Below are 12,529 nucleotides of genomic sequence, written 5' to 3'. Positions count from 1 at the left end.
ATTTCCTGATCCCGAGCAGTCCCCGAGATCCGGACCGAGGGCCGGTCCGGGGTCCGGGGGTGGGAGGACGGAAGACACATGGTCGGCATCGACGGCGGCGGCCGCGCTGATGCGCACGATGACGCCCCGGGCCCCCGGACCCACCAGGACCCTCCCGGGCGCACACCCGAGGCCACCGCCGCGAACCTCGCCGCGGACACCACGCTGCCCAACGACCTGGTCGCCCTGATGGTGATGCACGGCGAGGCGTACTGGAAGTACGCACACCTGCACCTCGGCGACGCCGACGCCGCGGACGACCTGGTCGACGACGTCTTCGCGGACCTCGCCGCCCACTGGGACGTGGTGCTGCGGCAGGAGAACGCGGGGGAGTACTGCTGGGGCGTGCTGCGGGCGACGGTCGACGACGCGCTCGTGGGTCTCGCCCGGCCCTCGGCCTTCACCTCCGCCGCGTTCACCGTCGCCATGAACGGCGCCCGGGAGGCGTTCCGGGCCCTGGAGAGCGGGATCGGCCTGTTCGCGGCGATAGGCGACCTGCCGGAGCGGCAGCACGACGCGGTCGTGCTCACCTACGTGCTCGACTACCCGATCGTCACCGCCGCACGGATCATGGGCATCACCAAAGGCGGGGTGTACAGCCTGCGCCGCGACGCCCGCCGCCGGCTGGCCGCCGCGCTGGACCTGGACGAACAGACCGCCGAGAAGGCGGAAGAGCAGTGATCGACATCCGCAGCGCCACCGACACGCCGTCCGACGCCGTCCGCGGGGCCACCGGAGCCGGCCGGGTCTGGGCGCCGCTCGCGGACGTCCGCCTGCCGGAACCAGGAAGGGGCCGGGCCTCCGCCTGCCTGGACGGCGCGCCGGCCAGGATCGCGGCACGCCTCGCGCTGCGGACCACGGCGCAGCCCTCGCTGTCGGTGGCCGTGCGCCTGGACCGCGCCAGGTTCGAGCTGCTGGCGCTGTGCCACCTCGTCGCGCAGGACGCCCGGGCACCCGGGTCGATCGCCGAGCTGGCCGACACGCCGGCGGTCGAACCGCACGGGGCACTCGTCCTCGGCGCGCTGTGCCACCTGGCCGTCCACGAAGGGGACGAGGAGGACGGCGCGACGCTGCGCCGCTCGCTGACGGACGCCCAGCGGACGTGGTGGCAACTGGCCGCCGGAGCCGGCTGCTTCCAGGGCGCCTACGCCCTCGCCCTGCTGTCCGCAGGCCGCGGAAACCAACGGGACGCGCGGCACTGGCAGGACCAGGCCCGTCGGCTCGCCGGACACCAGGACGTCCGCGCGGCGGTCCTGGCCGCCTACGACGGCCTCCAGCCCACCCACGGCCTGTGCGCCGGCGTCCGCGAGGCCCTGGCGGCCCTGCCGACCAGCCGCGACCCGGACTTCGGACGCACCCTCGCGATCGACCCCGGCCCGCTCGCCGCAGCACTCCACCGCCACCGCACCGGCACCTGCTGCCGACCCGCACTCCCGTAGCCGCCGGACGGCGACTGCGCCTCCGGTGACGCCCCGTAACCCTGGCACGAGGCGTGGCCCAGACCCCGAAGACTCACCTCGCGCGGGTCCGGCCGGCCCACTACGTCCTCGCCCATGGCGTGAGGCTGCCGACCGAGTTCCTCGAACACATCGAGCAGAGACTCCAAACCCTGGAGGACCTTGAGCGAGACCTCTCCTGGTGGCGGAACGCTGCCAGGACATAGGACATAGGACGTCGACCGTCGGGCGACAGGGCGCCGAGCCCCTGGGCGTCGAGTACACCGAGCAGGCCCGCCGCATCGACGACGGCGCCTTCGACGCCGCGCTGGCCGTGTACGTCCTGCCGTACGCGGAGAACTACCGGGAACCGGTGGGCACGGAGATGCTCCGTACCCACCCGGCCAGGTCGGCCTGCGGCCGGGTGCGGAGCCGTCAGGGTCGTCCGGCGCGGCGCACGGTGAGCGTCACTGTCACGGCGGCGCTGCCGCGGCGGGGGTCGCCCGCGGCCCGGAGCGGGCGGGCTCGGTCAGCCGATCGGTGGTGCGAGGTACTCCAGCGCGTAGCCGTCGCCGGAGGGGGCTACGCGGGCGATGCCGGGGGAGTCGAGGTGGGCGCCGGCGACGAAGTGGTGTGGCTGGGTGAGTCGTTCGAGGAGGGCCGCTCGCGCGGCGCGGGCCTGGGACTGGTTGCCGTCGAGCTCCCAGGACACGTTCGGCCGGTCGAACTGGAGTGTGGGAACGTGAACGGTGTCGCCCCAGGCGAGGAGGTGGCCGGTGGCGCTCCTGACGAGGTAGACGGTGTGGCCGGGGGTGTGGCCCGGTGTCGGGATCGCGGTGGTCCAGTCGTTGATCGCGACCTCCTCCGACACGGGGACGACCCGGTCGCGGAGCGGCTCGAGCCGCCCGGTGAACACCGAGGTGTCGCCCGCGCCGATCCATACGCGCTCAAGGTTGGTGAACGCCTCCGAACCGTCCGGTGCGACCAGGCCGCTCACGTGGTCCTCGTGCTTGTGGGTGATGGCCACATCGGTGACCTGTGCGCGGTCGATTCCCGCTTCGTCGAGCGCGTCATGGATCAGTCCCATGGTGGGGTCGTGCCAGACGTTGGACGCGCCGGTGTCGATGAGGACCGACCGCGTGCCGTCGGTGACGAAGAAGGCGTTGACCGACAGCCGCAGGTTGTCGCCGGCCAACGGGACGGCGGCCGGCAGCTCGTCGAGGGCGCACCCGTCCTCGTCGCGGAGCCGTGTCGGCGGCATGTCGATGTACCCGTCCCGCAACGAGGTCACCTGCAGATCGCCGAATTCGAACGTGGCGTGGTGGCGGCCACTTGAGGTCAAACGCATGGAACCCCTCCGTCGTGTCGGGCGCACATCGCGAGTCTCCGATAGAAGATCAAATCTTCTTTAGAAGAAACCCTACACTGTGGGCAGCGGGGTACCCATCGATCGAGGAGCACGGTGGTCGGGCAAGACGGAAACGCGGCCGAACCGCGGCACGGTGACGACCTGGCCGGCGCGTTCGGCGCCAACGTGCGGCGATGCCGCGAGGAGGCGGGCCTGACGCTGGAGCGGCTGTCCGCACAGTCGTCGGTCAGCCGGGCGATGCTGTCCAAGGTCGAACGCGGCGAGAAGAGCCCGACGATCGGCGTCGCGTCCAGGATCGCCCACGCGCTCGATGTGTCGCTGTCGGACCTGATCGGCGCGCCGGCTGCCGCCGCGTCCGGTGTGGCCATGGTCATGCGCAAGAGCGAGCGGCCCGTGTTCCGTGACCCGGAGACCGGCTTCGAGCGGCACATCGTGTCAGCGGCCCCGGGCGCGGGACGCGCCGAGATGGTCGTCCACTACCTCCCCGCGCAGGTCTCCACCGGGCTGCTGCCCGCGTATCCGCCGGGTACGGAGAAACAACTCGTGGTGCTCGAAGGCACCCTCACCGTCGCGATCGGCGGGATCAGCGAGACCCTGAACACGGGTGACTCCCTGTTCCTCCAGGCCGACGCGGACCATGGCTTCGCCAACCGGACGAACGCTCCCTGCGAATACATCATGGTCATCTCGCGCAGGACCTGATCGGCCGCCTGACGCTGTGGGGGACCTTGGAGAACGCCGGATTTCGGCGGTCCTCGATCTGCCCGTGCAGGGTTCGTCCGGCCCGTCCGAGTGCCTCGATCAGGGCAGTGCGGCCGCGCCGGCCCGCGTACCCGCGCTCACACCCTCCTCCTGCCGGGCCCGGCGGCACCGCCCGACAGCTTCCCCCGCTGTCGAGCACCTCGCCGCCCCGCCGATACCGCCATGGCCTGACCCGCTCCTTCGGGAGGAACGGGGCCGGGCCGCAAGGCCGTCAGCACGAAGCCGCGGCCGCCGCCTCATGGAGGGGCCACCGGGGTCCGTCGTCCGCGTTGTGCAGCCACGCGAACTGGCGCCCGGGGGTGATCGTGACGCCGTAGTCGTACGGCTCGGGCCGGCCGAGACCCTCCCACTGCGCCCAGGCCAGCGTCAGCTCGTCGCCGATCCGCCGCTCACCGCCCTGGTGGAGCATGGTCCTGCCGTCGCCGGTGGCGGAGAACGTCGCCCACGAGGCCGCGCCGTCGTGGATCCAGGCGTTGACGCCGTCCTCGTCACGGCCGGTGGTGATCACCGCGTCGGGCACGGCGACCCGCAGCGCGAACCGCAGATCCCAGTCCGATTCGAGCCGGGCGATGTCCCCGTGGATCAGCCGCTTGGCCTCGGCCGGGCCCTCGCCGCGCACCACCGCGTACCCGGAGTAGCCGGCCGCCGGCGGCACCGCGCCGGTGCGGTCCGCCATGAACTGCCCGAGTCCCTGCACGTAGCCGGAGGCGGAGCGCCCGCCGGCGGCGACGGTGAGGGCGACATGCCCGAGCCGGCCCCACGGGTAGACGATCCGCCCGCCCGGCCGGGTGGCCTCGATCCACGTCCACGGGACGTGCTCGACCGCGTAGGTGGCGATCACCCGGTCGAACCGCCCGCTGCCGGGCGGGGTGGTGGTGGCGTCGGCGGCGAGCGTCTCGGCCTCCAGGCCGGCGGCGGCCAGCCGGTCCCGGGCGAACGCGGCGAGGCTGTGGTCGATCTCAGTGGACACCACCCGCCCCGGACCGGCCCGCCAGGCGGCGAGCGCGGCGTTCCAGCCTTGCCCGCCGCCGATGTCCCAGACCCGGTGTCCGGGCTCCAGGAGCAGCGAGTCCAGCATGTCCACCACCACGCCCTGGGCGGACAGGCTGGAGGACGGCAGCCCGTCCGATACCTGGGTGACGGCGGCCGCGTCCTGGCTGCCGTACAGCTCGTCGGCCCAGCCCTCCGGATCGGCCTGCCGGTCCACGGGCACGTACGCGTGCCCGTCCCACCGCCACAGCCGCTCCGGCGCGAACAGGTCGCGGGGCAGCGCGGCCACGGCTTCGCGCAGCCACGGGGACCGCTCGGGCCAGTCCCCGCGCGCGTCCATCGCCTCGTCGAGAACGGCCCGCCGCTTCGCCAGATCCACGCGCTCAGCCCTGCTTCGGCTTGCGGTGCTTCCCGTCACTGCCCGGGTCCGGCTTCCGCACCTGCCCGTCCGCGTTCCCCGGAGGCGGATCGCCCTTGCCCGGATCCGGCGGCGGCTTCTCGTGCGCACCTCGCTGCGGCCGCGTCACAGCAGTCCCCTCTCGCGTCCGGGACAACAACCCCACCATCCTGACCCGTTCAGCCCGGGCGCCGGTAGAGGGCACGGAGGCGCGTACGGGGCGTGCTGCACACCGCGTGCGCACGGTCCGCCGGCAACCGGCAGCGGCGATCCAAGGAGGGGGCGATGGAGCGGAGTTGGGCCCGCTGGTGCCGCCCGCCCCGACCAGGTGGAAACTGGCGGCTGCGGCGGTCTGCGCCAATGGTCCTGCTGTTGGGCGTGTTGGGCGTGTTCGAGCCAGTCGAGGTACCAGCGGGCGAATCTCCACGCGAAGCCCTGCCCGGTGGTGGAGCGGTGGGTGTGACCTGTTGGTTCTCGGGGGCGTGTGCTGGGCTCGGATGCGGGGTTGTCCGAGGTGGGGTGGAGGACGCGGCTCATGTCCTCACACGAAATCCCCGCCGGAGCCGCTGCCCCAGGTCGACGGCTGGTTCCGTTTCACCGTGCTGCGGGGGCTGCTCGAGCGTGCCGAGAGCTTCGAGCAGGTCCTGCCCGCCGCATTCGCCCTCGTTCCGCTGTGCGGCCAGCACACCGTCGACCTGGCCTGGGGACCGCTGCTCGTCTTCGCGTTCCCCGAGCCCCACCCGCAGGGGGTCACCCTGACACAGGCACAGCGCGCCTTCCTGGCAGCCCTGGTGGAGAAGGACTCGTGCTGGGGGCCGATCGCCAACCGGGAAACCTGGCTGCGCAGAGCGGGACTGCCCACGGATCGCGGGGAGCTTCGGCTCCTTGTCCAGACCGCGGGGGAGTAGCCCCCGAGACGCCGACGAGGCGGGCCCGGCGGGCGGATCTCGGGGACAAGTGTGCGAGCAGCTTCGTCTGCCCGCTTCGAGGACCAGGTGCTCGCCCGGCTCCGCCTGCTGTGCCACGCCGTCGCCGGCGGCCGTTCTCGGCCGTCGGGTTGTCACCCGGGGCCACTGTTCTGATGCTTGTGGGCGCCTGCTTGCCCGTGGTCGTCCTTTGGACTGAGAGTTCGTCAGTATTCGTTGGCCGCACGTCGAACCGGCGGGCCGCTGGCCAATGGGTCGGCTGCGATGATCGCTTCCCACACCGCCACGATCTCCGCCAACGCTCCCGGAACCATGGCGGCGGCGAACAGCTCGTATGCCGGCCTGTCGAACAGCATCGCGGAGGTCCGGGCGGCTACGGTCGCGCGTAGCACCTCCGCACCTTCCCGGCCCTGCCCCCGCCCGGCCAGCGCCACCGCCCGGCACTCCGCCACATGGAACGCGCTGCCTGTATCACCAGCGGATTCTTCGTCCTGCGTGATTGTCAGCACGGTCCGGTACAGGTAGTCCCTGACATCGTCGTCCTGGCAGGTGGCGGCCGTCAACAGAAGCTCCCAAGCCCCGATCCGGTCGTCATCGGCAACGATCGCCCACGCCTCCCGGGCCTCCTCGACCCGGCCCCCGACCATCAGCACCCGCCCCAGCAACAAGTGCGCGTCCACACTTCGGGGTGCGCACCGCACCGCTTCCCGGAGCTGCGCCTCCGTCGCTGCGCCGTAGCCCTGTGTCAGGAGCAGCATGAGCCCCAATCCGAGGTGGGCGTTGGCGCTGTCGGGGTTGTGCACGAGGGCCTGGCGGAAGGCAGCGGCTGCCTCCTCCCTGCGGCCCAACCCGACCAGGGCGTTTCCGAGGCTGGTGTGGATCGTGGCGTTGTCGGGGTCGTCCTGGAGGAGTTGACGGCAGACGGCCTCGGTTTCCTCGCGCTTCCACCGTTCCGCGAGGGCGGCGCCGATGCTGTCGTGGGGATACGGGCCACCATCGGGGGCGTAGTGGAGGGCTTGACGGTAGGCCGCTTCGGCCTCCTCGGGCCGCCCCACCGTGGACAGGAGGTCTCCGAGAGCGGTGAGGGCGTAGGCGAGGGCACCGTGCTCGAGCTTGTGCCTATGGCGAAGCCCTCTGCGGTAGGCGGCCTCGGCTTCCGCAAGCCGCCCCGCCTCGTGCAGGATTCCGCCGAGAGCGAGGTGGGCCTCCGCGTTGTCGGGGTCATGGTGGAGGGCCCGTCGGAAGGCCGTATCCGCCTCCTCTCCCCTCCCCAGCAAAAGCAGGACAAACCCGAGGTCGGCGTGCGCTTGCGAGTTATCGGGGTCGTGGTCGAGGGCTTGATGGAAGACGGCTTCGGCCTCTCCGTAGCGCTCCAAATGATGCGCCAGGACATTCCCGAGGATGAGGTAGCCGTCGCCGTCGGGCTGGTAGCGACAGTGGAGGCGGAGGGCCTCGACGAAGGCCTCATCGTCGGCCTTCAGCAGGTCGTCGAAGTCCTCCAGGGTGAGGTCCTCGGCGGTGTCGATCAGGTCGTCGGCCGTGCAACCGATGGCAACGGCGGTGCGGCCGTCGTTGGGCGGGGCGTGACCGGCAGCCTGCCGCAGGGCGGTGACGGCCTGGAGGAGTGTGGTTCCGAGGTACTCGTGGACGCTGGCGCGCAGGAGGTGGTGGTAGGTGTGGGCGGGGGGCTGGTCGGCCAGGACGGGGGGCGCGGAACCGGTGTGGCGGGCGAGGCGGTCGACAGCGAGGCGGGCGGCCTGCTGTTCGGGGCTCGACGGGCAGAAGGGCCATAGGTAGAGCAGCTTGCGCAGGGTGCCCAGGAACGCTCGTTCGGTGGGGGTGGCGGTGGGGTTGAAGAAGGCGGCGATGTCCTGCAGTTGCCGGTTGAAGGCGTCGTGGAGGACGGCGGCGGGGAGCAGGTGCAGGAGCAGGTCCTGGCCGGCCGCCTGGTCGGTCCAGTAGGTGTGCCATAGCAGGCTGAGGACGTCCTGGCGCCAGTTGTGGTCCTCGAGCTGGGCGTCGACGGTGGTGAGGCCGCGGGCGGCGGCCCGGGCCCGGAGGTGGTCGGCGGCTCGCTGGTTGGCGTCGCGTACGCGGGCGCGTTCATCGGGGGAGAGCAGCAGGCTGCGCAGGGTGTCTCGGACGTCCTGGTGGAGGATGCGGGGGAGGCTGAGCAGGAAGTCGTGGCGGGCGGCCAGCCGGTCGATGTGGCTGGTGACATCGTGTTCGGGGATCCCGCACAGCGCGGCCAGGACGCCGGGATCGTCCCGATCCCGCCCCGTCAGCGTGCCGTCGAAGAGCTCCTCGCTCACGGCGGGGCGCATGAGGGCGAGGGCGCACAGGTGCTGCCGGTCCGGCCGCAGGGCGGGGACGGTCCGCGTGTGGACCAGGTAGCGGCGGGCCAGTTCTCTGATGATCCCGGAGACGGTCCCGTCGCCGGTGAACGGGACCAGGGCCCGGTCGAGGTCCATGCCGTCGGCGAGGGCGTCGGCGGTGAGGGAGACCGCGAGTGGGACACCCCGGGTGAACTCCGCGATCCGCTTCACCTGGTCATCGTCCAGATCGGGTACGCGCGGGCGCTGCCGCAGGTACGCGGCGACACTGCGGTCGTCGAACCGGGCGAGCGCCTCGTGGCGCAGGCGCCAGTGGTCGAGGTACCGCGCGAACGCGACCGCATGGCTGTCCCCAGCGGCCTGGGTGTCCTCCTCCAACCGGATCCCCAGGACCCAGAGCACCTGCCGGCCGCTGGCCTTCATCACCTCCCGCAAGCCGTGCAGGGCATCCCCCAGGAGCTCGCAGGTGTCCAGGAGGACCACCACGGGATGGCGCCTGCTGCTGACCTGCCGCATCCCCTGGGCGAATGCGTCCAGCATCGCCTGGACGTCGTCGATCAGCTCCTGGAACAGCCGGGAGTCCACGTTCCCGTGCAGGGCCCGGCGCCCCGTGTTCCGGGCCGCGGCCGCCCCGTTCACCCCCTGGGCGACCACGTTGCCCGCTACCTGGATCCCCAGCGTCGAAAGCACTCCCGCAGCGCCGGTCGCCCCGTCCATGTCCTGCTGGAGCTCCTCCGCACTCGCGGTCGCCACCGTAGCCCCGCCGCCGATCAGCCCCAGCTCCCGGGCCCGCGCCGCCAGAGCGGGCATCCGCACCACACACGCACGGAACCGCTCGAACGCCCGCTCGCCCCTGCGCCCGGTGGCCTGCTGCACGCGGACCTGGACGGCCCCGAGGACCCGCCACAGCGGCAGCCCCTCGACCCCCGGGGTTTCCCCTGACCGCAACTGGCCCTGCTCCCAATCCAGCGAGGCCACCCGCAGACGCTTGCCGTTGGCCGCGTCCTCTGCGCCCTGCCCGCGGGCGATCTGCTCGTAGCGCCGCAGCAGCGTGCTCTTGCCGATACCTCCCAGGCCCCGCACCAGCAGAACGTGCCCTTCGTCCGGCCCCTCGTCGGGCCGCCCCAGCCCGCCCAGGAGCAGCCGGAACCGCGCCAGCTCCTGAGTGCGGCCCACGAACACGTCCATCAGCCCCCCTTGTCAGAACGTCACCCCCGACGCCCAAGCCATCCCGTACCCCCGACCGAACCTTCCCAGTGCTGGCAGCATCCACGACCCGCCGGTTCACCCAGGGCTTCCCCACCCGGCCCGGCCGTCGCCGGTCTGGGCCGCCTCCATCACCGCTGTTCCCGCGCGGCCGCGGGCACCCCTGCGGGCGCCGCTGTCTCGGCCACGGAGCCGCCCGTCGGCCGGTGAGCGAGCGATGTCCTCCCCCCAGGAGTGGAAGCGACACCGACCTGCCGCCCAGGGCCTGCCGGAGCCCAGGCCGGCCGAGCCGGGGCGTCGGGGCGGCACCGCCCCGCCGGACTGTCACTGGCACGGGCTACTGTCGCGGGACGATGCACGGCGAAACGGGGAGCGCACCGGTGGGACTCGACGAGGGCGGGCGGCCCGGTGGCTCCTGGACATGGCCGGCCGGGCTCACCGACGGGCCGAGCCGAACGCTGCTCGCGTCCGGGGAGCTGTCGTGGTGTTACGCGTACCTGGACCTGCGGGCCACCTCGGCCGGGCCCCCGGAAACGGCTGCCGAGCGGTTCGGGGCCGGTCCTGCGGGCGGCGAGGGGCTCTTCGTCCTGGGCGAGGCCCTGTACCCGGCGGACGGCGAGGACATCGCCGTCCTGCTCGACGGTGCGAGCGGTGCGGTGTACCTGGCCTGCCCCGACGAGAGCGGCGCGCTCCGGCGGGACCTGCTGGCCAGCAGTCCGCACGCCCTGATCGCCCTGGCCGTGGTGGTGGAGGCCGTCACCCTGGTCGCCACGGGCGCCTACGAGCGGGAGGAGGGCGACGAGGTGGCGCCGTACGGGCCCGCGACCGTCGACGCCGCCGTCCGGCTCGGGCTGCGGGAACTCCGCGAGGCCGACCCGGACCTCTGGCAGCACACCGATGGGCGGCCCGCCCACTGGGAGACCGCCCTGCGGATCCGTGCGCTCGCGTGGGGCGCCGAGCCACGGGCGGCGGCCGGGGCGCCGTACACCGTCGGGCCGGACCTGGTCGAGGACCTCGCGGATCTCGCCGGTGGAGGCATTGTGCGCCGGTTCCTCCCCGATGAACTGCCCGACCGGCTCGTCCACGCCCCGACCCGGCAGCTGCTCACCGAGGTCGGACTGCCGGTCTCCCGCCGCGGCCCCCTGACGGTGGCCGCCGAAGGACCGCTGGTCACCATGGCGGAGGCCTTCCCCGACGCCTTCGTGGACGACGGGCAAGGCGGGGACGACGGGGACGAGGAATCGACCGCCCGCCCGTACCAGGGCGAGTACCTCGCGCTCGGCGGCTGGACGTACGACCTCGAAGCCGCCCTCGACGGCGCCACCGGGCGGATCGAGCTGCCGGACTGGCACGACGAGGACCGGCCCGCCCCGTACCTGCACCGCGACCTGGCCACGCTGCTGCACGTCCTGTGGACCTTCGAGCGGCTGCGCTCCGAACGTCGTCGCTCGACCGGACTCTCCGCCCCGTCACCGTGGGCCGTCTTCCGGCCCCGTGACCTCCTCGACAGCGTCGCGGAGCCCGTTCTGCGGGCCCTCGACCCGCAGGCCTGGGCCACCGAGGACCAGTTCTGGCCGACGCGCGCCGAGGACTGCCACATGGGGGAACTGATCGAGTAGCGGCCAGGGCCGTCCCGCACGGGGCGTTCAGCTGCGGCCCGCCCCGTCGATGCGCGGCGTGCCCGGCACCGGGCAGGGCCGCGTTCTCAACCGGCGGTGACGGCCGGGCGGCGGCGTGGTCCTCGAAGGCCGCCAGGGCCTGCCTCAAACGGCGACGTCGGCCGCGGGATCCGGCACGTCCATGGCCCAGGTCCCCATGGCTTCCAGGACGTCGCGAAGCCCCTCGCCGAGCGGGGTGAGCTCGTACTCGACACGCGGCGGGATCTGCGCGTAGGTCGTGCGGGTGACGATGCCGTGCCGCTCGAACTGGCGCAGCCGGCTGGTCAGGGTGTGCGGGCTGATGCCGGGCAGGGCCTCGCGCAGCTGGTTGAAGCGGTGGGGGCCGTGCAGCAGCTCCCGCACGATCAGGGTGGCCCACGGGCCGTTGAGCAGGGTGAGGAACCGGGCGACACCGCACTCTGGGAGACGGGAATCGGTCATGTTGGTGACCGTACCCCATTAGTGCAGTTGATGTAACTGGTGCATCGCATGCACTAATGGCGCCATGACCTACGTGATTCACGGCGCCACCGGCGCCCAGGGTGCCCCCGTCGTCGCCGCTCTCGCCGCCGCGGGCAAGTCCGTGACCGCTTTGACCCGTCACGCCGACGCCGTCGTGGACGGCGCGCGCGTGGTGGCCGCCGGATACGACTCCGTCGCAGAGCTGACCCGTGCCTACCGCGGTGCCGAGGGCGTGTTCGTCCACCTGCCGATGGCTCCCGAAGAGGACCGCCGGACCTATGCGCGCAACATCCTCGCCGCCCTTCGCGAAGCCCGTCCCGCCCGCGTGGTGTTCTCCACCAGCGGTGCCCCGATCGACCCGGGCACCGGTGGCGCGGCCTCACAGCTGGTCCGCGGCCTGGCGGACAGCGGGGTGTCGCACGCGGTGATCCAGCCCACGCTGTACCTGGAGAACCTGCTCCTGCCGTACGTCATCGGCACGGTGCACGAGCGCGGCGCGCTGCCCTACCCGATCCGCGCCGACTTCCCCGTCTCCTGGGCGTCGCACCTGGACATCGCCGACGCCGTCGTCGCCCTGTTCGACCGCCCGGACGTCACCGGCCCCGTCTCCCTGGGCCAGTACCCGGCGATCACCGGACCTGACCTCGCCGCGGCGTTCGGCACCCACCTCGGCAAGGACGTGGTCTTCGAGCCGATCACCCCCGAGCAGTTCCGCACCGCGGTCGCACCCCTGATCGGCGAAGGCCCCGCCGCCGGCGTCGCCGCCGTCTACAGTGCGCTGAGCACGCTCGCGGACCACGCGATCGCGCCCGAGAACTCCGCTCAGAAGCTGCTCGGCGTCACCGCCCGGACCACCGGTCAGTGGCTGACGGACATCGGCCTCTGACCGGCTGACCGCGCCACGCTCCCACGCTGTTGGGGGGATCCCGAGGATCCCCCCAACAGCGCCCG

General features: G+C 72.7%; 10 protein-coding genes. 6 read left to right on the top strand and 4 right to left on the bottom strand.

Features of this window, described 5'->3' with window-relative positions; all coding sequences use genetic code 11:
- Positions 1-78 precede the first annotated feature (78 nt).
- Both ACFCLZ_RS00820 and ACFCLZ_RS00815 read left to right on the top strand, forming a co-directional pair.
- Positions 79-720: a sigma factor-like helix-turn-helix DNA-binding protein gene (locus ACFCLZ_RS00820; protein ID WP_380282607.1), complete on the top strand. Its 642-nt coding sequence runs from the start codon at positions 79-81 to the stop codon at positions 718-720.
- Positions 717-1,478: a hypothetical protein gene (locus ACFCLZ_RS00815; protein WP_380282606.1), complete on the top strand. Its 762-nt coding sequence runs from the start codon at positions 717-719 to the stop codon at positions 1,476-1,478. Before ACFCLZ_RS00820 ends, ACFCLZ_RS00815 begins: the two co-directional genes overlap by 4 nt.
- A gap of 526 nt (positions 1,479-2,004) precedes the next feature.
- Here ACFCLZ_RS00815 and ACFCLZ_RS00810 read toward each other — a convergent pair.
- On the bottom strand, positions 2,005-2,823 hold the full coding sequence (locus tag ACFCLZ_RS00810; protein WP_380282605.1) for an MBL fold metallo-hydrolase: 819 nt from the start codon (positions 2,821-2,823) through the stop codon (positions 2,005-2,007).
- Positions 2,824-2,937: 114 nt separating this feature from the next.
- On the opposite strand from ACFCLZ_RS00810, the gene ACFCLZ_RS00805 reads away from it, so the two are divergent.
- Positions 2,938-3,546: a helix-turn-helix domain-containing protein gene (locus ACFCLZ_RS00805; RefSeq protein WP_380282604.1), complete on the top strand. Its 609-nt coding sequence runs from the start codon at positions 2,938-2,940 to the stop codon at positions 3,544-3,546.
- Positions 3,547-3,817: 271 nt separating this feature from the next.
- On the opposite strand, the gene ACFCLZ_RS00800 is transcribed toward ACFCLZ_RS00805, so the two are convergent.
- Complete coding sequence (locus tag ACFCLZ_RS00800; protein ID WP_380282603.1) at positions 3,818-4,975, bottom strand: methyltransferase domain-containing protein; 1,158 nt, start codon at positions 4,973-4,975, stop codon at positions 3,818-3,820.
- A gap of 617 nt (positions 4,976-5,592) precedes the next feature.
- On the opposite strand from ACFCLZ_RS00800, the gene ACFCLZ_RS00795 reads away from it, so the two are divergent.
- Positions 5,593-5,901 (top strand): hypothetical protein, encoded by a 309-nt coding sequence (locus tag ACFCLZ_RS00795; protein WP_380282602.1) that lies wholly within the window; start codon positions 5,593-5,595, stop codon positions 5,899-5,901.
- 224 nt (positions 5,902-6,125) lie between these two features.
- Here the strand turns inward: ACFCLZ_RS00795 and ACFCLZ_RS00790 are convergent, their stop codons facing one another.
- Positions 6,126-9,440: a tetratricopeptide repeat protein gene (locus ACFCLZ_RS00790; RefSeq protein WP_380282601.1), complete on the bottom strand. Its 3,315-nt coding sequence runs from the start codon at positions 9,438-9,440 to the stop codon at positions 6,126-6,128.
- Between the two features lie 398 nt (positions 9,441-9,838).
- On the opposite strand from ACFCLZ_RS00790, the gene ACFCLZ_RS00785 reads away from it, so the two are divergent.
- A complete protein-coding gene (locus ACFCLZ_RS00785; RefSeq protein ID WP_380282600.1) occupies positions 9,839-11,077 on the top strand; it encodes an SUKH-4 family immunity protein in 1,239 nt (412 codons plus the stop codon).
- A 144-nt stretch (positions 11,078-11,221) separates the two neighbouring features.
- On the opposite strand, the gene ACFCLZ_RS00780 is transcribed toward ACFCLZ_RS00785, so the two are convergent.
- Positions 11,222-11,557 carry a winged helix-turn-helix transcriptional regulator gene (locus ACFCLZ_RS00780; protein ID WP_380282599.1) on the bottom strand — a complete coding sequence of 112 codons (336 nt, stop codon included), beginning with the start codon at positions 11,555-11,557 and terminating at the stop codon, positions 11,222-11,224.
- 64 nt (positions 11,558-11,621) lie between these two features.
- Between ACFCLZ_RS00780 and ACFCLZ_RS00775 the strand changes: the two genes are divergently transcribed.
- Entirely contained in the window at positions 11,622-12,464 is an 843-nt protein-coding gene (locus ACFCLZ_RS00775; protein WP_380282598.1) for an NmrA family NAD(P)-binding protein, read from the top strand.
- Positions 12,465-12,529 lie beyond the last annotated feature (65 nt).

Source organism: Kitasatospora purpeofusca (assembly GCF_042691725.1).
GTDB classification, from domain to species: Bacteria; Actinomycetota; Actinomycetes; order Streptomycetales; family Streptomycetaceae; genus Kitasatospora; species Kitasatospora purpeofusca_B.
This window is presented reverse-complemented; position numbering and strand designations above follow the sequence as displayed.

Bases quoted from the DNA above. Each gene is read 5' to 3' on its own strand.
- ACFCLZ_RS00775 (WP_380282598.1), top strand. From the start codon at position 11,622: ATGACCTACGTGATTCACGGCGCCACCGGCGCCCAGGGTGCCCCCGTC.
- ACFCLZ_RS00790 (WP_380282601.1), bottom strand. From the start codon at position 9,440: ATGGACGTGTTCGTGGGCCGCACTCAGGAGCTGGCGCGGTTCCGGCTG.
- ACFCLZ_RS00820 (WP_380282607.1), top strand. From the start codon at position 79: ATGGTCGGCATCGACGGCGGCGGCCGCGCTGATGCGCACGATGACGCC.
- ACFCLZ_RS00780 (WP_380282599.1), bottom strand. From the start codon at position 11,557: ATGACCGATTCCCGTCTCCCAGAGTGCGGTGTCGCCCGGTTCCTCACC.
- ACFCLZ_RS00810 (WP_380282605.1), bottom strand. From the start codon at position 2,823: ATGCGTTTGACCTCAAGTGGCCGCCACCACGCCACGTTCGAATTCGGC.